This is a genomic window from Microbulbifer maximicatervae (SeqCode) (genome assembly GCF_052468095.1).
On record NZ_CP174332.1, the window covers coordinates 3,375,462 to 3,397,124 of the forward strand.

Consider the following 21,663-nt stretch of genomic DNA (forward strand, 5'->3'; position numbering starts at 1 on the left):
GACTTGATCTGACAGTTACCGGTTTTTCAGGAGGTGCTCTGTCAGGTCAAATTCAGCTTACGAGCTTTTCCTTCCAAATACTTTTTCCATCTTCAAGAGTTGCCATCGGAGTTCGACCGCAACACTTCTTACCCTGGTGGGTTCTCTCATTATTGTAATATGTGAGCCATTCGTCTAGATCCTTTTGCAAGTCCTCTATTGATCCATAGATCTTGCGGCGTAATGAAGGTTGATAGAACTCTTGTAAAATAGTTTTATGAAAGCGCTCACAGATCCCATTTGTTTGCGGATGCCTGGCTTTTGTCTTCGTGTGTTCTATTTCGTTCACACTCAGATATAGCTGGTAGTCGTGCTGCTCCAACTTGCCACAATATTCAGTACCACGATCAGTTAGGATACGCAGCACTGGCAGATCATGCATGGCATAAAATGGCAGTACACGATCATTCAGAAGGTCTGCCGCAGTGATTGGCGTTTTGGTGGTATACAGCTTGCAATGAGCCACCTTTGCATAGGTATCGACATAGGTTTGTTGGTAAACACGTCCGACGCCCTTAAAGGTTCCTACATAGAAGGTATCCTGCGAGCCCAGATAACCTGGGTGTTGAGTATCAATTTCACCACAGGCTTCATCATCATGACGTTTTCTCTCTAAAGCTTGAACCTGTGACTCTGTAAGGATCAGTCCCTCCTCAGCCACCTTGGCCTCAAGTGCCTTTAATCGCAATTTGAAGTTAGCAAGGTCGTGCCGTAACCAGATACTCCGAACACCACTAGGGGACACAAATACACCGCGTTTGCGCAGCTCATTGGAAACTCGAACCTGCCCGTGGGCAGGCTCTTGGACGGCATAAGTTAACACTGCCTCTTCAATGGCTGTGTCAACACGGTTCTTGTGGTTGGGCACGCGCCGGTTCTTCTCAAGAAGGGCGTCCACGCCGCCACTTGAAACGGCTTCCTTATAGCGATAGAAAGTGTCTCTCGACACACCCAGCATCTTGCAAGCTTTGGAGATATTGCCGAGTTCTTCTGCCAGATTTAGCAATCCGGTCTTGTGTTTGATGATGCGATCATTAGTATGGATCATGGGGTTTATCCTTGGTTTTGCTTTTAGGTTTAGGCACCTTCATCAAAACCGGTAAACCCCTCTTTTTCAAGGGAATGTGTCAGATTTGGTCTGAACTAATCCACATAAATCGGGTAGCCGGTAGTTTCTAACTACCGGCCCCCACACCACCCATCGTGCGGGTCCGCAATGGGCGGTTCCCTATCCGTAGTGAATCTCTACCCAACGATCTCGCAATGAAATCAACCCCATCTCTTCGAAGAACTCATTATTGAGCGCAATATGAATACCCTCAGTTTTTGCGCTTCGCCAGTAACTTTTACCGGACGAGCCGCAGGTAACTGCCAGCGATTCACTCACACCCATACGCAGTAAATTTCGAACTTTCGTTCTCACTCTGCGCCAATTCTTCCAATAGCTCATTCTTAATCGCCGCCGTATCCAGCAGTCTAGATCAATACATTTTTGATAGCCTTGCGCTATTCCAAAATAGTTGATCCAACCACGGAGGTATACGGTAAGTTCTTTCAGTTTCTTTTCCATCGAAATGCCACGGGACCGTCCTGTAATCTGACGGACGTGGTATTTAAATTGGCGCAGTGACTTATCATGCCAGACAAGCTTTGCTCCACGGAAAGAAAAACCCAGAAACTTACAACGACTAACGGGGACTACTTGGCTTTTAGTATTGTTAACTTTGAGTTTAAGCTTGCGCTCAACAAAGCGTTTAATGCTCGCCATAACCCGCTCACCCGCGCGTTTAGAAGAAACGACAATCACAAAATCATCCGCATAGCGGACGAAATTGTGTCGGCGTTTTTCCAGCTCTTTGTCGAGCAAGTCGAGTACAATGTTGGAGAGCAGCGGCGATAAAGGGCCACCTTGTGGCACCCCCTCATAACACGCTTGCCAACATCCATCTTCTACCCAGCCTACGCGCAAGTAGCTTGCGATCAGTTTGAGTAAACGCTTATCGTTAATTCTTTGGCCAAGTAAGCTCATGAGAAAGTCATGATTCACTCGATCGAAGAACTTGGATAGATCGACATCCACCGCTATTCGCTTGCCACCCTCGATATACTTTTGTAGCTTTTCACCGCGTGATGCTGTGATCGCTTTGGCCGGAAGCCATAGCTAAACTCTGAAAAAGTCACATCGAAAATAGGGTTGATGATTTGCGCGATTGCCTGCTGAATAACACGATCAAAGATCGTAGGTATCCCAAGGCCTCGCTGACCACCGTCTGACTTGCGAATGTAGACGCGTCTAACAGGCAGCGGCTGATAATGACCTTGCCGAATGGCTTCGATAATTTCATCCCCAACTGCCTTGAAGTGCTGCACAAAATAATCAACGGAAATCCCATCGATACCTGCGGCACCTTTATTGGCTCGAACGTGCTTCCATGCAGCATTGAGGTTTTCTTTGCTGAGGATAGCGTCGAGTAGATTTTCATTTGAGTTGAGTGTCATGGCAGTGCGCTACGTCAATTTTATATCCGGCTGGCAACATATCGGTAGGCTAGCCCTGTCTTTTAACTCGTGGATTTTGGGTTCAGGCCTTCACCCTGTCCAAGGTATTAATCTTGGCATTTGGCTACTATGCCGTCGGCTGACTTCTGTTTAATCACCTCGATCATTACTGACCAAGGCGCCGCTGTGTCCCACCATTTTTGTCTACCCCACGATGGTGGCTAGCGAGTTGGGCCTATTTATGATTCAGCGGCCACGCTGACAGCTTCACAGCGGCAAGTTAAACAGATCTCCCCAGATAAGAACGTGAACTTTCACTACACAACTGCATCATTTACTCTACCCGTTAGACCACATGGCTTTGGTATCCTTGGCCACCTCGCCTCCAGGCTAAGCCTTATATGATGTTTCTGTTCGTCAGCTCGTAGTTTTGCTAGCGGCTTCCTCCCCACAAAACCTCGCGGTATTGCAGTTGCCATTCGCTAGTAGTTAGCATTTAATGGACCCATTAAATGGTGATCCTCCTACAGGGGACTTTCACCCCATTAGTTCACGCCCATGCTGGGCGTACCAAGCGCAGGCATAGCGACGGCTTTTCTGTTGCGGCTGCGCCTCCACTACAAAGCCGCGCGTGCTGCGAGCGTATGTGAGCAGGAAATAGAGCATATGGACATCGCGATACGAATGATTGATCAAGCTTGGCAATTACTTGTGCGTATTCCATTTTGGTTGTTGTTGTCCACACCATTGATAATCGCTCTCTACTTTTATGCAAAGAAAATCAGAAGCGTGCAGTGGAATATGGCAATAAAACTGTTGCTTTTTGTTCCACTTTCGGCCGTCTTACTTGCTCCAATGCCGGTTGGCATGTTCATAGCACTCGTGCCTAATGGTTTTTTGCTCTTTAGTGGCCTTGAGTACTACAGTAGGGTTTTTGCCTGGTGTGTTTCATCCATACTCGTATCAATGATAGTTTGTTACTTCGTAGGCAAGAAATACCTGAGACCCACATAACAAGGTGCGGCGTTATGCGGCCGATTGAGAATGGCTAAGATAATTTTTTACTTAGGGATTTTGATCTTTGTTTACACACTGATAGCAATAGCTACAGGAATTCCTGAGTTAGTGGATTTTGTTCCGCTGAATTGGGTGCAATCTACACTGGAAAATGGCCATTACAAGGTTGTTCCCTCAGATAGCCCTAGTGTTAGCAAGTGGTACACGCTTGGCATTGCCGTCATACTAATTTTGGCTGGCTACTTTGCAGGCTGCCCTAGAAAGAAATAATTTTATTCACAGTGCGAGGTCACGCATAACCAGGCCAGGCAAGATCGCCCAGCCGGAGGCTGGGCTGGACAGCCTACGCTTCGCTTCGGCTGCCCTTGCTGGCAACGTTATGCACATGGGATGTATATGAAGAAATATCTGACCGTCTTTGTAGTAGTGATATGTACGAATTCACTCGCTAGCATTCAAGAGCAGCTTACATATGAAGAAGCTCATGACCTTAGTGCTAAACAGTGGAAAGAATATAAGGATAGTAATCTATACAGAGATTACTTTTCGATATGGACGAATTTCAATAACCAAAACAGAATCGATGAAAGAGGTGGTTGTTACAAATTTGGGCAAGAAACAGTAGATTTGGTTTCAATTCAAGGTTCGGATGGCATAATTCGCGAAGTAATCACGAAAAAAGATGATGAGAAGTCTGCCTGCTTTGTAAAGGCTTATAAAGGGGTGAAATTTCCTAAACCGCCTATTTCCCCCTTTTACCATAAGATGCAAATGAAGTAATGCATAACAAACGCAGGCAATCGGACAGTCAAAACTGTCACGCCTTTTGTATTAAAAGACGCGCCATTTTTTCCTGCCTTCGCTACGGGCGTTATGTGAAAGACTTACCCACGTTTAGTAGACACCCTGTATAGTTAGGTTTAGGCCTAACACGGAGGTGTATCATGGGTAAGAAAAGAACTCAGGCGTATACGGAGGAGTTCCGCAGAGAAGCAGTTAAGAGAGCGGAAAAGGCTGGAGCAACAACGGCTTCTGTGGCGCGAGAGCTAGGCGTCAGCGCACAGCAGATCTACAACTGGCGTCGTCAATTTAATCGACTGTCTGATAAGCAGTTCAATAGTTTAGACGGTGTCGACTATTCCAAACAGGAAAGCGCTGAAGTTCGCAAACTCAAGAAGGAGCTGCATGAAGCTCGTCAGGAGGTTGAGTTTCTAAAAAAGGCAGCTGCGTACTTTGCGAACCACCAAGAGTAAAGTACGCATTGATACAAGAGCATGTAGGGTCATTCCCGGTTAGCTTGATGTGTCGGTGTTTAGAAGTCTCAAGATCGGGTTATTATCGATGGCGGGGGCGATTGCCATCTGCTCGCACGATTAGAGAGATACGAACAATCGAGAAAATCCGAGAGACGTTTGCTGAGTTTAAAGGTCGTTATGGCGCGCCTAGAATTGCTTGCGAGCTTCAAGAGTTAGGTGAGCCATGCTCGCGGAACTACGTCGCTAAGCTTATGCAACAGGAACATATTAAAGCGAGAAACGGCAAAGGCTTTCGATATAGTCAGCCCGTGGAGGGGAGCATTAACGTCTCCGCCAACTTACTTAAGCGTTGCTTTGATGTGGATCGACCAAATTGCCGCTGGACCAGTGACATTACGTATATCTGGGTTCTGGATAGGTGGCTATACCTCGCGGTAGTTATGGATCTGTACTCTCGACGTATTGTAGGTTGGGCATTCGACTCGCAGATGACCGATGAATTGACACGTCGAGCATTGAAAATGGCCCTAGAGCGACGACCAATAAAGCCTGGACTGCTAGTTCACTCTGACAGGGGTGTGCAATATCGATCGCAGAAATACCAGGATCTCTTGTCCGAAAGCAAGTGCAAGCCGAGTATGAGTCGCCAGGCTAACTGTTGGGATAATGCGGCAATGGAATCATTCTTTAGCAGGCTAAAAGTCGAGCTGGTCTATGCCGGAACATTCGAAAGCGAAGAGCAAGCAAAATCTGAGGTGTTTGAATACATTGAGATTTTCTACAATAGGGTTCGTAGGCACTCTGCATTGGGCTATGTAAGTCCAGCAGAGTATGAGCGAAAATACGCATAGTTAGAGTGTCTACTTTTTGTGGGCAAGACCAGTGACCGAGCTGAACTCATAGATATGGAAATGGATGAATGACAGAAATTAATGTTAGTGTAGAAGCAGAGATGAAAAGCGATAGCGAAGCAAAGGTATTCGCTAAAAACATGAAGTCGGCAGCAAAGAGCAATGAATATGATTTCTATAAAACCATAAATAGTCTGTCTAGAAAATCTATAGAGAAAGATTATCAAGAGCTAACTATTGAAAATATAAGCCGAAGTAAAAATCTAGTGTATATAACCGCATATAGCGGACGGTCTTCATCAATAAATTGGCTAGGAATGTCTATCTCCAAACTAGGAGTAAAAAAGCTATATATGCGAGAGGGCTGGGATGAGGGTAGCTTTAACTACTATTATCTAAATGGCGATGCTGTTTGCAAGAAAGCCTTCGATGGAAAAGTGGTACCAAAACTCTCGCCAGAAGATATCGAAATTAATAAAAGACTATTCCTACCTGAAGGCCGTGTGAAAGTTACTGCAACATTAGAGGCATATGAAGAAATATCAGGAGGTAAAGGTAAAAAATTATTGATGGAGTTCTTAACCTCTAGGAATGAGAAGTTCTACTACCAGGGTGAGGGTGAGTTAACGGATCTTGTTTCTGAAGACTATGAAAGCTTGACTGAGTTTAATGCGTCTTTTGAACGAGGAATGCTAAAAGGTGAATATGTGTCTTTTGCTAAACGACCATCAGAAATTGCATACTCATTTAATGAGGAAGTCATGAGACAGAAACACCCAGAAATGTTCCATAAAAGAGTAGAGGATCTACATACTGTAGCTAAATGTCCATTTTGTGGTAGCTCACTTAGGACAGAGAAGGCTAAACAATGTCCAAGTTGTTATAAAAGTTGGAGGGAATGAAATGAGTGAGCACATAAATCGGGTAGCCGGTAGTTTTTAGCTGGATTAGTTCAGACCAAATCTGACACATTCCCTTGAAAAAGAGGGGTTTACCGGTTTTGATGAAGGTGCCTAAACCTAAAAGCAAAACCAAGGATAAACCCCATGATCCATACTAATGATCGCATCATCAAACACAAGACCGGATTGCTAAATCTGGCAGAAGAACTCGGCAATATCTCCAAAGCTTGCAAGATGCTGGGTGTGTCGAGAGACACTTTCTATCGCTATAAGGAAGCCGTTTCAAGTGGCGGCGTGGACGCCCTTCTTGAGAAGAACCGGCGCGTGCCCAACCACAAGAACCGTGTTGACACAGCCATTGAAGAGGCAGTGTTAACTTATGCCGTCCAAGAGCCTGCCCACGGGCAGGTTCGAGTTTCCAATGAGCTGCGCAAACGCGGTGTATTTGTGTCCCCTAGTGGTGTTCGGAGTATCTGGTTACGGCACGACCTTGCTAACTTCAAATTGCGATTAAAGGCACTTGAGGCCAAGGTGGCTGAGGAGGGACTGATCCTTACAGAGTCACAGGTTCAAGCTTTAGAGAGAAAACGTCATGATGATGAAGCCTGTGGTGAAATTGATACTCAACACCCAGGTTATCTGGGCTCGCAGGATACCTTCTATGTAGGAACCTTTAAGGGCGTCGGACGTGTTTACCAACAAACCTATGTCGATACCTATGCAAAGGTGGCTCATTGCAAGCTGTATACCACCAAAACGCCAATCACTGCGGCAGACCTTCTGAATGATCGTGTACTGCCATTTTATGCCATGCATGATCTGCCAGTGCTGCGTATCCTAACTGATCGTGGTACTGAATATTGTGGCAAGTTGGAGCAGCACGACTACCAGCTATATCTGAGTGTGAACGAAATAGAACACACGAAGACAAAAGCCAGGCATCCGCAAACAAATGGGATCTGTGAGCGCTTTCATAAAACTATTTTACAAGAGTTCTATCAACCTTCATTACGCCGCAAGATCTATGGATCAATAGAGGACTTGCAAAAGGATCTAGACGAATGGCTCACATATTACAATAATGAGAGAACCCACCAGGGTAAGAAGTGTTGCGGTCGAACTCCGATGGCAACTCTTGAAGATGGAAAAAGTATTTGGAAGGAAAAGCTCGTAAGCTGAATTTGACCTGACAGAGCACCTCCTGAGAAACCGGTAACTGTCAGATCAAGTCTGAACTACTACATTTTAGCTACCGGCCCCTACACCACCCATCATGCGGGTCCGCAATGGGCGGTTCCTATCCGTAATGAATCTCTAACCAACGATAGTGTCGAGCAGATCTTCATTTGAGTTGAGTGTCATGGCAGTGCGCTACATCAACTTTAACCGACTGGAAACATATCAGTAGGCTAGCCCTGTCTTTCAACTCGTGGATTTAGGTTCAGGCCTTCACCCTGTCCAAGGTATTAATCTTGGCATTTGGCTACTATGCCGTCTGCTGACTTCTGTTTAATCACCCTACTCATTACTGAGCGGAGCGCTGCTGTGTTCCACCATTTTTTTCTATCCCCGCGATGGTGGCTAGCGGGCTGGGCCTACTTATGAGTCAGCGGCCACGCTGACAGCTTTACAGCAGCAGGTTGAACAGATCTCCCCAGATAAGAACGTGAACTTTCACTACACAACTGCTTCATTTACTTTACCCGTTAGATCACATGGCTTCGGTGTTCTTGGCCACCTCGCCTCCAGGCTAAGCCTTATATGATGTTTCTGTCCGTCAGCTCGTAGTTTTGCTAGCGGCTTCCTCCCCACAAGACCTCACGGTATTGGAGTTGCCATTCGCTAGTAGTTAGCATTTAATGAAGTCCATTAAACGGTGATCTTCCTACAGGGGACTTTCACCCCATTAGTTCACGCCCATGCTGGGTGTTATTGTGGCGATCGGTTTTATTGATTTTTCGTAGTAACTGAAGGTTTAGTGCCACTAAATAGCACTCAGTATTACGCAATTTTACTGATTGCTATTCGAGCAGTTTCGCTCCTAGAGTGTTCGCTCAGGTATTGTAAAAAGAGGCAGTCCGCTGCAATTTTGTAGAGTGCCAGTAAGATAGGAATTGGTTGGGGAAGGTGCGGTATTCTTTCCTCGTAAATATTGGGCAGTGGCCAGCCAAGCTGTGGCTGGCAAATTGCTAGTAGTCAGTTCTGAGCGCGCCAGCCATAACCAGTCCAGTCAAGCTCGCCCAACCCCTTCGGGGCTGGACAGCCTACGCTCCGCTTCGGCTGCCCTTGCTAGCAGCGTTATATGGCGGGGCCACTAATCAAGAATGTTCAGGGTATAAAAAATGAACGTGAGTTATAAGCAAGGAACGCAAGTAGATTGTCAACGTATAGCTGAACTTGATTATTTGGCATCTGACGGTGCAGTTGAATATCTTTTTCGCGACTTGATACCGAGTTGTTCTGCTTTGCAGCTACTTTGTGATGGATTAGAACAAGACGTTTATCCTCATACCTTTCGCAGTGCTATTGTGGCTGAACTTGATCAAAAAGTTATCGGAATGGCCCTCTCATATCCAGCGCACTATCACTGCATAACTGATGAATTAACCAACTTTTTACCAGCTGATCGAATTGAAAGGTTCAGAGAGTTTTATACCAGTAGAGTTGAAGGAAGCTATTTTCTCGATGCTATGTGTGTTGAAGAATCGTATCGAGGATTGGGTATTGGTAAGTCATTGATAAATCATACAAAAGAAAAATCGAGTAATGACGGTTACAATGAACTCAGTCTCATTGTGTTCGCTGACAACATTCGAGCTATTGGCCTTTATAAAAACCAAGGATTTAGCGTGGTGAAATATATTAAATTGGAACCACATGAGCTTATTCCTCATGAAGGAGGCTGTTTGCTCATAAAGGCTGAAATATAAAACCATATAATAAGGTTATGATGTTCGTTCCGGCCCTTTGGGCCTCCACCGGACGGTCGCCGCTTCGCAGCGCCCGTCGCATATCACGGCGTTACACTTCTATGAAGGAAAAAATGTGATCGTAGTATATGGAATCAAGGAGAATCTAAACCCGATAAAGGCAAAATTATCCAATGTCATTCACGGCTGCATGCGGTCCGTTCTTGGAATGCCCGAAGACAAACGTGCTCACAGATTTGTGCCATTGGAGAAAGAAGACTTTTATTATCCCGGTGGAAGAACTGACGCATACACCGTCATAGAAATAAACATGATGGCAGGCCGCAAACCCGAAACCCAAAGAACTCTTATCAAATCTCTCTTTCAAAAGCTTGAAAGCCAGCTTTCGTTAGCCCCAGCCGACGTTGAAATAACCATTAAAGAACAAGCGCCTTATCAATGGGGTTTCAGGGGTATTACAGGTGATGAGGCAAATGATCTCAAGTACAAAGTCAACGTGTAACAAGTCAATGGTGTGGGACTGCCAGTAAGATAGGAATTGGTTGGGGAAAGTGCGGTATTCTTTCCTCGTAAACATTGGGTAGTGGCCAGCCAAACGGTGGCTGGCAAAGAGCAAGTAGGTCGTTCAGTACGCGCCAGCCATAACCAGGCTAGTCAAGCTCGCCCAAACCTTTTGGAGCTGGGCTGGACAGCCTACGCGTTGCTTCGACTGCACTTGCTAGCGGCGTTATGCAACTTTAGGATTCGACATGCTAAGCAATGATCAAAAATTGGAGACATATCGAGTTCTAGGTCTAACGGCCATGTTTTCGGGTGGTTCCGAGTATAAGATCGCTTGGGCTATGTACCTACTTGAGTCTGGTATAGAAACAGAAAATTTAGCGGTCCTCGCAACTCTTCTAAAACCCGTTAATGAGTTTGAATCGGAAGATTACTTTAATCGAGTTTTGTCTGAACTTCGCATAACACGCCCAACCTCGCTTACCGCTATCGAAGGTTATGCCAAAGTTCTAACCAAAAAAATTATTGAAGGTATATTGACCCCAGAAAGGGGGGTGGCAAAGATCTACGAAGCTATTATCCATTTAGATTACCCAGGTTCTCTAGGAGAGTTTACTGCTCTAGAGGATGAATGGTACTGTGAATGCATTAATGGCTGGTCACTAGAGCAAAGAGCCGAAGAAATTGTAAAGGCGAGCAAAGATGCTTATGGGATATTGCGATATCCTAGCTTGTCTGAGGCCTAACAAGTTGCTGCTGTACGTTCCAGCCCTTCGGCTTGCTTTCCTATAACCCGATATAAATATATAGTTAGATTCGAGCAATCCGCATATCCCAATATTTCGATATAAAATAAATAAGGCCAACCCCCTATCTTTAGAAGCAAGATCCATATATAGAAAATACGAGGCATCTAACTATGAAGTTCACCAATGCGCGAAATATCCAAATCATAGCTTTTCTGCTGTTGGCGCTAGTAGTTACACAGGCACTCTTTACCATGCTGTATGTTGCAGAGATTAACCCCTCACGGCAACTTTTCTGGGGGCTGGAGGGCTTGCTGTTTACCATTCTTTCAGCTTTTGCTGGAGCGGCCATGGTGCAGACTAAAAACCACTATGTAGGGTGGTCCGCTATTGCATTCAGCTCTGTATTCAATGTGGTGCAAGTTAGCATTGGCGCCACTATGTTTATGCCATTTCGGGAGGTCGCTAGCCAATTAGAGGCGCTTGGAGCTGCAGCGGGGGCCGTTGTGGCTTTTTCATTTATGATCTATTACGCGGCGAAATTTTTGCTGGGCTTTGCTGCTCTTATTTTTGGAGTTGCCAAAATGAATGGGAACTCCAAAGTGCTGGGAGGTTTGACTGCCTCAGTTGGCGTTATTGCAATGTTTGCTAATGCTATTTCGATTACGTTTGGACGTGATTCGTATTTACCCTCATCTGTTGCTGGAGCATCGGGTGTTCTTGCAACCTTACTCTTGGCGATTTGTCTTTTGACTATTGCCCGAGAGGACTAATATACGAAATTCAATCTAACAATCAAGTCAAGCGTGACTTCACAACAGATTGCTCGGCCGCCCATTTAAGACGTTATAGAAAGAGACCTTTATAGTGGATGAACTAATATATAGTAGAGAAGAGATCCTGTCGGTTCTTAGAGATATCAATGAATTCGTGGTCTCACTGGATCAAATGAATAAAGTACACCACGATTTTGGTGAAGAGGCGTGGAAAGATGAAATTATTGATTATTTTCAGAGTGCAAGGGTAAGTGATAGGCTAGCGCAAGTACGCTCAATACTTTCAAAACCGTTTCCGAGTGAGATTGGACCCGATGACATGGATGAGCTGGAGAGAGAAAAGCAGAGGGTACAGTATTGGACTTTTAAGGAGTACCTGGCAAAGAAAAATAGTAAAGGGTAGCGTAGATTCGACTACACTCCCCCGGCAAAGAACAACTCACCCTACTTTTCAGAAGCCGCTTATCTAAAGTATTAAATTTCGGCAAGGTATTTGGCTGTTAATATATATAAGAAAATCATTCCCAGCCGATCATAGGCTTTCCTAAGGAGCCATCTACAAAAAAGAAGGACATGCTCGTAATGATATTCTCAAGTAGCATCGTTACACTTTACAAGACTAGTCAACGCCACCTACTATGAGGGTTGGATCTCCATTCTTGGGCTTCGAAGGCTTAAATTAAAAATTTGCCTCTTCACGGAGCTCAAAATTATTGTGTTAAACGACATGAATAAAATCCGAAGAAAAACCCTAACCAAAATTACTTTAATTATTTTCCTAACAGGCATAGCCTTCTATATGTCAATTGTATTTAGGTAGAATAAACCTGTAAGTTACATTAGGAAAAATCAATTTCGAGCTTTCCCAACAGATAACTTATTAGTAGATGAACTAAAATTATTTGGGCGAGATGAATTGCCAGTCTTTATTTATATTTCCTCTGCTACAGGTGATCCTGTGGTACTGGAAGCTTCTGTTAAATATGATGACTCCGAGTATTATAGATTGATCAGATACAGATCAGGAGTTTATTCAAATGGGAAGAAATATGCCTTCGTTGAGGAGGGTAAAGGTGGTTGGTTTTCTTTGGACGGAACAATGGTTTCAAATCCTGGCTGGTACACGGGTAGGATAAAACCAGTGAGCTATGAAGTAAGAATGGGCAATTTATATTTCGTAAGGTAAATGCTTACCAAACAAAGGCACTCGACATCAAAAGTACCACTTCGAACCTCTCCACTATTCAATTGTTACACACCCATCTGTAACTTTGCCTTACCACCCTTTCTTTCTGTAAAGTAATGGTTATTTATCATACGAGGGTTATCAGTGCGAAAGGAATTCTCTAAGGCTTGGCGAAGTCCGAGTCATTGCGGCATAGAGCTTTTTCACGCCTACTTCCATAAGTTTTCCTTTGCCAAGCATTGGCATGATGAACTCGCTATTGGAATCTTCCTTTCTGGCGTAGAAAAGCTCGATTATCGCGGTGAAACAGTGACTATTCCTCAGGGAACCCTTGCTGCGCTTAATCCAGGGGAGATTCATACCGGTTTTTCCGGAAGTGACTCCGGTTGGTACTATCGTATGTTTTACTTTGACACGGCGCTCATTGAGGAAACCCTCAGAGAGCACACTCAATTCAACCAAACACCAGTACCATTTTTGAAAGGGCCACTATTAGATGATCCTGAGCTTTTTCAGCTCCTTTACAAGCTACATAGCAGTCTTGAAATGAACGCTTTATCCCTTTCAACAGACTCTCTACTCACGCTGGCGATTAGCCAGCTCTTTGCACGTCACGGCGACCAAAAGATCTACCCGAAGGCATTGTCTAACAAACAGGGAGTCTTGAAGGCCCGTGCTTATTTACAGGAAAACTGGCAAAGAAATGTGACACTGGATGAGTTGTGCCAATTAACTGGCATGAGTCGATATCAGCTAATTCGTAGTTTTAATGCCCAGTTTGGCGTTCCTCCACATCAATTCCTAATCCTCCTAAAAACCCAAAGGGCCCGCGCATTATTTCGTACGGGAGCCCAGGTGGCTGAGGTGGCTATCGACTGTGGGTTTTTTGATCAGAGCCACTTGAGTCGAAATTTCAAGCGTGCATTCGGTATCACACCTGCTCGCTACTTGAAGTCTGCACAGCGCAATTTTGTACAAGAACCTTCCTTCTACTCTCTCTAAGCTCACCTATCTCTGGGAAAACAAAGCGCACCGTTAAACGGTGTGAACCATTTCTCATAGCGATATCTCTTCTACGACATGAGTAATATATATGAGCTTAGAATTTCTATTAGCCTGGCTGGCAGTAATGTTCCCACTAATTTTTAGCCCGGGACCTGCCAATATCACCTTTGCAGCAGCCGGAGCCAGCTTGGGTATTCGTCGCTCCTTACCTTTACTGGCAGGCATAGACATTGTATTTCTAATGAAGGCTTTATTAGTTGGCTTCGGATTTATGAGCTGGCTAATTCACTACCCTATGGTAATGACCTTCTTACAGTGGACTGGTGCCATCTACTTAATTTACCTTGCTTACGTTTTTATAAAGCCTAATAAAGAGCCTGGAAAAACTGCCACCAAATCGGTAAGTATTTGGCAGGGAATGCTGATTCAAAGTATGAATATTAAAGCTTGGATGATAGTAATTACTATGTTCTCTGTGTTCGCACCAAAGCAAGAGGAGAGCAATGAAAGCAGTGTTATCACCTTGATTATTATGATCACCATACTCAACTTTGTGACACATTTCTCATGGATCGCTTTTGGTCGGACCTTATCGAAAGCACTTATCAACGATAAAAATAGAAATCTGCAAAACAAGCTTTTTGCACTCAGCCTGCTTCTTGTCGCTGTGTGGTTAATTGCTGATAACCCCACTGCTATTAGCCTAAATGCTGTATGACTTGAAACCTTAGCTCAAAGGTTTAATTTATGAATCAAGCGGCCACTGGTAGTCCCCTGCACCAACAAGGAGAAAAGGACCACGCCAAATACCATAGATTGAAATGCTGTATGACTTGAAACCTTAGCTCAAAGGTTTAATTTATGAATCAAGCGGCCACTGGTAGTCCCCTGCACCAACAAGGAGAAAAGGACCACGCCAAATACCATAGATTGAATTGTCCACCAATAGGGCAATTCAACTGGAAGAGAAAGCACGAGAGCGACCGCAATAACCCCTCGCAGCCCGCCCCAGCTCATTAACAGTCGCCAGGATTTCGGTATAGGGGGGCCGACAAAGCGTGTCAGAGGTGCCACTAAGAATACAGATAATGCTCTAGCTCCTAAAGCAGCCGCTGTAGCAATAAGCATTGCCAGCCATTGGTGGGTAAACATCTCAAAAGTTATCACCAATCCCATAATCACAAAAATAATGCCGGTAAAAAACAACCCCATCCACTCCCAGGTTGGACCCGCATTAATCAAATAGGTGTTATTTTGCTTGCTTAAGCACGCTCGAGCAACAATTGCACATATCATTACCGAAATGATACCTGATACATGAAAGATACTTTCCGCCAAATAGAAACTACCAAATGCAGCGATTACTAAAGTCATTAAAGCCGCACTGGGAGATCGTAGAAACAATATGACAAGAGTGGTTATCAAGCCAAAAATAAGCCCAATCGCAACGCCACCGAAAAATACCATGCAAAAATATAGTGTCACTGAAGTCGCGTCCAACGAAGGAGCTGCAGCCCCCATCGACGAGCTTTCTACAATACCATAGGTAGCTAGCCCTAATACTAACGAATAGAGCACTACAGCTGCAGCATCATTGAAGAGGCTCTCTCCATCCACCAAGGTTAAGAGATCTTCTCCTGTTTTTTCCTGACGCAACTTATTAACTACAGAAACAGGGTCAGTAGCCGCTAAAATAGCCCCGGTTAGCATGGCCGCTACCCAAGGAAAACCCTCTGGATGACCAATGCCGTAATAAGTAATTGCTGCAATAAGAACTGCACAAATAACCAAACCGAGTGTAGAGAATAACAGTACAGGTCCAATCCAGCGCTTTAAGACTTTGGGTTCCAGCTGCCAGGCGGACTCAAAAATTAATACCGGTAAAATAACAAAGAATACCAGCTCTCTGATACTGGTTGCACGCAAACCTGTATCATAGTCAATTATGGGAAGTAGCAAAGCCGCCAGCACTCCTGCGACAAGACAGCCAAGTGTATTATCAATACGTAAGATCCTTGCAATGCCCAGTCCAATAACTGCAGCGGCAGCGAGATATAACCCCTGCCCTACAACAGTGACTATATCATTCACTTGTCAACTCCCATTGCCAGTGCATTCGCACTTCGAATACAGACACACTCTCATTGAACACACTCATCTACAAGTAGAGACTTTACAAGTTCTATATAAGACTCCACATAAAAGTGCGCACTCTCATGGCTAGTTAGGGGCTCACAGTATCCAAATACAAAAATAGCGTTTCTACTTGTGGTATACGTAATTACCATTAGCGGGTGGGCAACGTGGACTTGTACGACAATGCCTGACTCAATTTCAAAGTATTTAAGCCCACCAGATAATCGCTGCATACTACAGGTATTAGAAACACAAATACCAACAGGAAATATAGTGATTTCTGGGAATGTAGATATACATTGCGCAGCAAAAACGGCAACAGCTTCAGGGGATATCAATTTAAGTGTTGAGTATCCTTTTCTTCCTATAATGGGTACCGCTTGCTTTACTTTCCATTTACTACAGCTATTAGATTTCCGCACATTAAATAAATCGACATCCTTGAATCCAGACAAATTAAAATACTCACCCTCACTTTTTCTTAGCAGTTTAGGTTTTTGGCAAGTATAGCTTCCCTCCCTCTCCTGGAACCTGTCTAAATCGCAAAAAAATACCAATATTGACTGACCATCCAATGCAGTATGATTGCTTACAATGATGACCCACTCAACTTCATCATTCACGTTAACTTGCAAGATAATCTCATAGACGCAGTTTTCTATGTCAATAAATTGATTTTGCTGCCAAAGGTATTCAATCTCATACTCTAATGGTTTATTTAAATACTTTATGATTAGATGCACTTTTGCAAATTCAACATCACAAATGCAAGAAGCCTTGGTGCCCTTCTTGGCCCTCGCCCGAAGCATTGGGTGTCTTCTATAGATAAAGGTAAAGCCTCTGCAAAATTGCTCGAAAGTAACAGAATCGCGGAGGCGAACACACGATATTAGCTGAGTTCCACCGCGAGACTTATTAGTCAATTCAATAAATAGAGCTTCTTGGGGCCCCAACTCACATGAGAGTGGCTCATTCTCCATGCAGGCCTCACATTTGCTAACTGGTAAATCACCTGTGATACAAGAAGCACTCTCCTCAGTATAGGAAAATAGTTAGAAACTGTTTGTTGATATTGGCTATTGATACAGAGAGCAGATCACTAAGACAGTCAGCACAAGCACAATCTAGTTAACAGTCGATTGATTCCTTCGTCTATACAGATAATAGATTAAATATACATTGCTAATGGATAGATATCTTATTATCCCTCACTTAAATGGAATTCAACTAACCTTCGTATGAATATCGATTATTAATAATCTCTACAAGAATTTCTTTCCACCAAACCGTCATCACCACTATGGAGAAACTTACCGCAACCGAGTAAGAAATAGAAAATGCGCCTAGCAATCTATGTATTTAAATTGATAGCTTAAACAACACAATACAAGAATAATTCAATCTCCCCTTGAAACCCTCACATAAAAACAAGAAAGCAATCTAGAAACCCTGTATAAAAATTAATGAATTAGACCAGCAATAATATCCATATACCGCTTTATATACAGAAGAACACTGTTTCGACTTAAAAGTGGTTCACAGTAACCAAACACAAAAACCGAATTCTTATTGGTTGTATACGAAATGACCGTCAATGGGTTTAGCCCATTAGTTTGAGTCACCATTCCTTTTTCGATATCAAAAAACTTCATCCTCCCACCTAATTTGTTCAAACTTCCTACATTAGATACGCAAATACCAGCAAAGAAGGATTCAGAGCCTAAGATTGTCTCTCTCGCCATATTCTCCACTTCAGTAACAGTGTATTCAGACACTATTTTTTTTGCCAGCGGACGTTGTTTAGTTAGTACCGTGTATATTTGGGACTGTAAATTTTCAGCAAAATCTATGATATCAACCGATGTAGGATCTTCAGGAATAGATAACTGAGTAGTCTGCGAAAATGAACCAATGTGCTCTAATGGGATCGGGGGGGTACATAAGCCTCTTCCATCTAAAGCTAAAATAATCTCCTCTCCCTTTTTATAGGTTGGTAGGACTACTGAAGCAATGGAAGCAATTGCACAAAGAATTGCAGTTAACTTTACTCCTCGTTCTTTACCTATTTTTGCTAGCTGATGGAGATCTTCAGGACACAATAGTCTCGCTATTGCACCAGCCTGCCGTTTACTTGCCGGTGCAACCTTCTCAACAGGCCAGCTTAATTTTTGATCATCCGCCTCATGAAATATATGGTTTTCACCTACATATCCAGCGACTTCTAAATTTTTAGCGATGCTTTCCCCAAGAGGTAGCGTTTTATTGTCTCTAAAGGGTTTATTTTTTTGCACTAACTGATCCAACTGCAAAAACAGAGTCATAATAGAACGACCATCCATAATCGCATGAATATTATTGACAATAACCCACTGCACTAAACCTTCATGATTGCAAAATATACTTAGACAATATGCATATCTATCACTGTCTATATATTTTTTGGCTTGGTTTGAGTATTCTCTCTCAAAATCCATCTCCTCATCTAGCCGGTACACATCTATAGGGATTTCGGAAAAGTCCACATCACAAACCCAACGATATTTATTATCTTTCTCGACGCGGGCTCGCAAGAGGGGATGATACTGGTGTAGTATTTTAAGGCCAGAACGTAGCGTATCAATTGCTAGAGGCTCACAAACTCGAATAAAAGAAATAAGTTGCAAGCCCCCTTTTGACTGCCTAGACAGCTCTACAAAAAGAGCTTCTTGGCGTCCCATCTCCCGAGAGGGTATCTCCGATTTCATGGTTGAAGCTACCGTACCTAATAGGCATTCATACCAATTATAGAAAATAATAAAAGTACATATAAATCAAACAATTACGGCATAAGAAGAGAAGTGACACACTATCTCGTAGCAATGTACACCTAGCGGCTTTGTAGATAAGCTCACTTTCAGTTGATATCATAATGACAGCTTTGAATCTGCTCACTAATGATAGCGCTAAATATTCAAACAAGCCGACATGGGTATTTTCAATATACAAAATAGAGTCAAATATTAACTCAAGGTCACCAGCTAGATAATCAAAGTTCTCAATTGAAATTAGACAAGGATAGAAATATGAAAAATAACATGAGAATACAAGAGGTTATTGACGAACTATATAGTGGAATCTCTGGTTCTTCGGGTTTTCAGCGAGACTGGGAAAGACAGGCATCATTATTTTCCTCTGATGCAAAAATGATACGCACATTTGTGGATAGCAATGGCAAGCCCCAGTCTACTATCCTCAGCGTCCAAGAATATCCAGAAAATTTTGAAAATCTAATTGCAGATCGCCCTTTCTATGAAGCTGAAATACACAACATTATCGAGCAATTTGGAAATATTGCTCATGTCTTCAGTGTTTATGAAGCCTGGAGCGATAAGGAGAAAACCCAATTCCTAAAAAGAGGGATAAATAGTATCCAGCTTTTGAACGATGGCGAATCCTGGAAGGTAGTGCATATGATTTGGGATGACGAAAGACCCGGGCTGACAATGGAATCGAAATATAACCCCGCAGTCACTGCCTAAGCAGTATTTACGAGCACAATTAGACCCTAAGAGGCATTGCCTCTTGGGGAAACCAAATCCAGACTTATTTTCCTCTCCAGGTAAATCCGCTAAGGCTTGCAATCCTTCAAAATTAAGGCGTAAACTGTACATTAATACAGTTATCGCTAAAAAAATGTCAGATCATCCTTCCACTAAAGCGCCATCCCCATGCAAGGGCCGAGGAACCGCTTCTAACCTCCCTGGGCGCTTTGCTGAACTTTCCAGCTCCCGTGAAACTGATGGCTGGCAAGTGGAGCCTGATCAGCCGGTGAGACTAATAACCTCATCCATTGAGGAAAAGGCGAAAACTATTATCTCGACTAATCAATCTCCAGATATCCCTTTCTCCCAATCGATAAACCCCTACAGGGGATGTGAGCATGGTTGTATCTATTGCTATGCCCGCCCAGCCCATGCCTACATGGATTTATCGCCAGGGCTCGATTTCGAGACCAAGATTTTCTACAAGCCAAATGCTGCTGAGCTTTTAGAGAAAGCACTACGAAAGAGCAGCTACCAGTGCAGTCCCATCGCTCTGGGAGCCAATACCGATCCCTATCAACCTCTGGAACGAGAGAAAGAGATAACCCGTAGTTTGTTGGAGCTTATGCAGGAGTTTCGCCAGCCGGTAACCATTGTCACCAAAAGCCAGCTAATCTTGCGAGACCTCCCACTGCTGGCAGAAATGGCACAAGATAACTTGGCCCAAGTCGCCATTAGTGTGACCACGCTAGATAATGCCCTTAAGCGTAAGCTTGAGCCAAGGACCGCTGGCCCTGCTGCTCGTCTGCGAACAATTGAACAGCTGAGTACAGCGGGCATTCCTACCGCAGTACTCGCTGCGCCTATGATCCCCGCTCTCAATGACTGTGAACTGGAGTCGATTCTTGCTGCTGCGCGGGAATCAGGGGCTGTAAGAGCCGCATATATCCTATTGCGCCTCCCCTATGAAGTTGCCCCTCTATTTCGGGAATGGTTAGAGGTACACTACCCAGAAAGAGCAAAGCATGTCATGAGCCTGGTGCAGCAAAGCCGTGCAGGTAAGGACTATCAAAGTGAATTTTCCCAAAGGCGAACTGGCACTGGCATATTTGCTCAACTACTCCAGAGACGCTTTCAAGTGGCAATGAAAAAGCTGGGTTTGGATCATCGGCGCCTTACCTTGGATTGCTCCCAGTTCAAGCCACCGCCTCGCACTAATGAGCAGCAGGATTTATTCTCTTGAATCTATGGGCTATATAAAAAAGAAGGAAGGGCTGAGGGTGAATTGGTTTCTCTATCTTGTTCGAACGGCCAGAGGAACACTCTATACCGGTATAACCAATGATTTGGAGAGGCGTTTTGCTGAGCACTGTAGTGATGGCCCAAAGGCGGCAAAAGCACTACGAGGTAAGGGGCCCCTTACGCTCGTGTTCTCTGTGGGGCTACCCGATAAATCAACCGCCTTGAAAATGGAAATAGCCATTAAGAAGTGGCCAAAATCAAAAAAGGAAAAACTAATACTTGGCTCTCATTCCCTGCCAGAAATTTAGCTTGTTGAGAAAGCCATTATCACTTTGGTGTTAACAACCATGCCTCTTCTCTTGCGGGAACCTTGCCTTTAAGCCCACCAACAACGTCTCTTGTCGCTAATACTTGTAGGCTATAATCGGCATCGTAATATTCATAAATCAAACGGCTCCCAACAGAAAAAGGTGGGCCAGGCATCTGAGCTTGTTCATACTCGAAGGATACGAGGAGTTGAGGTGCGACTTGGGTAATAGCCATTAAGTGGCTGACATATTGCTCACGAATATCTGTGGGGAGGGCTACCAGTGCAGCCCGATCATAAATCGCTACAACCGGCCCCAACTCCTCTCTACCCAAATCGAATATGTTGCCAACAAAAATATCGATGTTGGCACCAGAGTAGCACTTCAGATTACCAACCTGGCTTACCTGTGGGATTACTGCCATTTCACTGAAGAGCTGCTTCACGGCCTCCTCATTGAGTTCACAGCCAACGACTGAGATATTCTGCTCTAATAACCAAGCAATATCTTTCGTTTTGCCACATAGCGGCAAGAAAATCCGATCACCCGGAGACAGAGAGAGACTGGAAAAGAATTCTGTCAACAACGAATTGCCGGCCGCCTCGTGAAAGCCAATATCATTTCTTTTCCACTTATCATGCCAAAATTCTTCCTTCACAACTGGCTCCTACAATCCAAGGTAAAAAAATAGATAAGAAACGAATTACATCAATGAAGAAGTGTTCTGTAGTATTCCATTTCGATACTA

General features: G+C 44.0%; 25 protein-coding genes. 18 read left to right on the top strand and 7 right to left on the bottom strand.

Annotated features, from left to right (window positions below; translation table 11 throughout):
* Window positions 1-52 precede the first annotated feature (52 nt).
* From ACJJIL_RS14660 to ACJJIL_RS23515, 3 genes are all read right to left on the bottom strand, one after another.
* Complete coding sequence (locus ACJJIL_RS14660; protein WP_445359737.1) at window positions 53-1,087, bottom strand: IS481 family transposase; 1,035 nt, start codon at window positions 1,085-1,087, stop codon at window positions 53-55.
* Window positions 1,088-1,267: 180 nt separating this feature from the next.
* A complete protein-coding gene (locus ACJJIL_RS23510; RefSeq protein WP_507021882.1) occupies window positions 1,268-2,119 on the bottom strand; it encodes a reverse transcriptase domain-containing protein in 852 nt (283 codons plus the stop codon).
* A gap of 2 nt (window positions 2,120-2,121) precedes the next feature.
* A complete protein-coding gene (locus tag ACJJIL_RS23515; protein ID WP_507021883.1) occupies window positions 2,122-2,538 on the bottom strand; it encodes a hypothetical protein in 417 nt (138 codons plus the stop codon).
* Window positions 2,539-3,096: 558 nt separating this feature from the next.
* Here ACJJIL_RS23515 and ACJJIL_RS14675 point away from each other — a divergent pair.
* The 15 genes from ACJJIL_RS14675 (at window position 3,097) to ACJJIL_RS14745 (ending at window position 14,426) form a co-directional block, all read left to right on the top strand.
* Window positions 3,097-3,552 (top strand): hypothetical protein, encoded by a 456-nt coding sequence (locus ACJJIL_RS14675; protein WP_445360041.1) that lies wholly within the window; start codon window positions 3,097-3,099, stop codon window positions 3,550-3,552.
* Window positions 3,553-3,582: 30 nt separating this feature from the next.
* The gene (locus tag ACJJIL_RS14680) at window positions 3,583-3,825 is read left to right on the top strand and encodes a hypothetical protein (protein ID WP_445360042.1); all 243 of its coding nucleotides are present in this window, start codon (window positions 3,583-3,585) and stop codon (window positions 3,823-3,825) included.
* A gap of 126 nt (window positions 3,826-3,951) precedes the next feature.
* Complete coding sequence (locus tag ACJJIL_RS14685; RefSeq protein ID WP_445360043.1) at window positions 3,952-4,335, top strand: hypothetical protein; 384 nt, start codon at window positions 3,952-3,954, stop codon at window positions 4,333-4,335.
* A gap of 164 nt (window positions 4,336-4,499) precedes the next feature.
* Entirely contained in the window at window positions 4,500-4,808 is a 309-nt protein-coding gene (locus ACJJIL_RS14690; protein WP_282933834.1) for a transposase, read from the top strand.
* Between the two features lie 8 nt (window positions 4,809-4,816).
* Window positions 4,817-5,662 carry an IS3 family transposase gene (locus tag ACJJIL_RS14695; protein WP_444905485.1) on the top strand — a complete coding sequence of 282 codons (846 nt, stop codon included), beginning with the start codon at window positions 4,817-4,819 and terminating at the stop codon, window positions 5,660-5,662.
* A 68-nt stretch (window positions 5,663-5,730) separates the two neighbouring features.
* Entirely contained in the window at window positions 5,731-6,564 is an 834-nt protein-coding gene (locus ACJJIL_RS14700; protein WP_445360044.1) for a hypothetical protein, read from the top strand.
* 144 nt (window positions 6,565-6,708) lie between these two features.
* Window positions 6,709-7,743: an IS481 family transposase gene (locus ACJJIL_RS14705; RefSeq protein WP_445359737.1), complete on the top strand. Its 1,035-nt coding sequence runs from the start codon at window positions 6,709-6,711 to the stop codon at window positions 7,741-7,743.
* A 1,163-nt stretch (window positions 7,744-8,906) separates the two neighbouring features.
* Window positions 8,907-9,494, top strand: coding sequence for a GNAT family N-acetyltransferase (locus tag ACJJIL_RS14710; RefSeq protein WP_445360045.1), 588 nt, complete (start codon window positions 8,907-8,909; stop codon window positions 9,492-9,494).
* Between the two features lie 115 nt (window positions 9,495-9,609).
* Window positions 9,610-9,996, top strand: a complete 387-nt coding sequence (locus ACJJIL_RS14715; RefSeq protein WP_445360046.1) for a tautomerase family protein — start codon at window positions 9,610-9,612, stop codon at window positions 9,994-9,996.
* Window positions 9,997-10,243: 247 nt separating this feature from the next.
* On the top strand, window positions 10,244-10,741 hold the full coding sequence (locus tag ACJJIL_RS14720; RefSeq protein WP_445360047.1) for a hypothetical protein: 498 nt from the start codon (window positions 10,244-10,246) through the stop codon (window positions 10,739-10,741).
* Between the two features lie 173 nt (window positions 10,742-10,914).
* Window positions 10,915-11,514 (top strand): thiamine biosynthesis protein ThiC, encoded by a 600-nt coding sequence (locus tag ACJJIL_RS14725; RefSeq protein WP_444942285.1) that lies wholly within the window; start codon window positions 10,915-10,917, stop codon window positions 11,512-11,514.
* Window positions 11,515-11,608: 94 nt separating this feature from the next.
* Window positions 11,609-11,920 carry a hypothetical protein gene (locus tag ACJJIL_RS14730; RefSeq protein ID WP_445360048.1) on the top strand — a complete coding sequence of 104 codons (312 nt, stop codon included), beginning with the start codon at window positions 11,609-11,611 and terminating at the stop codon, window positions 11,918-11,920.
* Window positions 11,921-12,475: 555 nt separating this feature from the next.
* Window positions 12,476-12,703, top strand: coding sequence for a hypothetical protein (locus tag ACJJIL_RS14735; RefSeq protein ID WP_444915986.1), 228 nt, complete (start codon window positions 12,476-12,478; stop codon window positions 12,701-12,703).
* Window positions 12,704-12,847: 144 nt separating this feature from the next.
* Window positions 12,848-13,705, top strand: coding sequence for an AraC family ligand binding domain-containing protein (locus tag ACJJIL_RS14740; protein WP_445360049.1), 858 nt, complete (start codon window positions 12,848-12,850; stop codon window positions 13,703-13,705).
* Between the two features lie 91 nt (window positions 13,706-13,796).
* Window positions 13,797-14,426 (top strand): LysE family translocator, encoded by a 630-nt coding sequence (locus ACJJIL_RS14745; protein ID WP_445360050.1) that lies wholly within the window; start codon window positions 13,797-13,799, stop codon window positions 14,424-14,426.
* Window positions 14,427-14,554: 128 nt separating this feature from the next.
* Here ACJJIL_RS14745 and ACJJIL_RS14750 read toward each other — a convergent pair whose 3' ends face one another.
* The 3 genes from ACJJIL_RS14750 to ACJJIL_RS14760 form a co-directional block, all read right to left on the bottom strand.
* Window positions 14,555-15,799 carry a cation:proton antiporter gene (locus ACJJIL_RS14750; RefSeq protein WP_445360051.1) on the bottom strand — a complete coding sequence of 415 codons (1,245 nt, stop codon included), beginning with the start codon at window positions 15,797-15,799 and terminating at the stop codon, window positions 14,555-14,557.
* Between the two features lie 50 nt (window positions 15,800-15,849).
* Window positions 15,850-16,824: a hypothetical protein gene (locus ACJJIL_RS14755; RefSeq protein ID WP_445360052.1), complete on the bottom strand. Its 975-nt coding sequence runs from the start codon at window positions 16,822-16,824 to the stop codon at window positions 15,850-15,852.
* Between the two features lie 480 nt (window positions 16,825-17,304).
* A complete protein-coding gene (locus ACJJIL_RS14760) occupies window positions 17,305-18,588 on the bottom strand; it encodes a condensation domain-containing protein (RefSeq protein ID WP_445360053.1) in 1,284 nt (427 codons plus the stop codon).
* A gap of 318 nt (window positions 18,589-18,906) precedes the next feature.
* Here ACJJIL_RS14760 and ACJJIL_RS14765 point away from each other — a divergent pair, with 318 nt between their 5' ends.
* From ACJJIL_RS14765 to ACJJIL_RS14775, 3 genes are all read left to right on the top strand, one after another.
* On the top strand, window positions 18,907-19,362 hold the full coding sequence (locus tag ACJJIL_RS14765; RefSeq protein WP_445360054.1) for a hypothetical protein: 456 nt from the start codon (window positions 18,907-18,909) through the stop codon (window positions 19,360-19,362).
* A gap of 154 nt (window positions 19,363-19,516) precedes the next feature.
* Window positions 19,517-20,608: a PA0069 family radical SAM protein gene (locus tag ACJJIL_RS14770; protein ID WP_445360055.1), complete on the top strand. Its 1,092-nt coding sequence runs from the start codon at window positions 19,517-19,519 to the stop codon at window positions 20,606-20,608.
* Window positions 20,583-20,915, top strand: a complete 333-nt coding sequence (locus tag ACJJIL_RS14775; RefSeq protein WP_445360056.1) for a GIY-YIG nuclease family protein — start codon at window positions 20,583-20,585, stop codon at window positions 20,913-20,915. Before ACJJIL_RS14770 ends, ACJJIL_RS14775 begins: the two co-directional genes overlap by 26 nt.
* A gap of 19 nt (window positions 20,916-20,934) precedes the next feature.
* On the opposite strand, the gene tmpT is transcribed toward ACJJIL_RS14775, so the two are convergent.
* Window positions 20,935-21,573, bottom strand: coding sequence for a thiopurine S-methyltransferase (tmpT, locus tag ACJJIL_RS14780; RefSeq protein WP_445360057.1), 639 nt, complete (start codon window positions 21,571-21,573; stop codon window positions 20,935-20,937).
* Window positions 21,574-21,663: the final 90 nt, after the last annotated feature.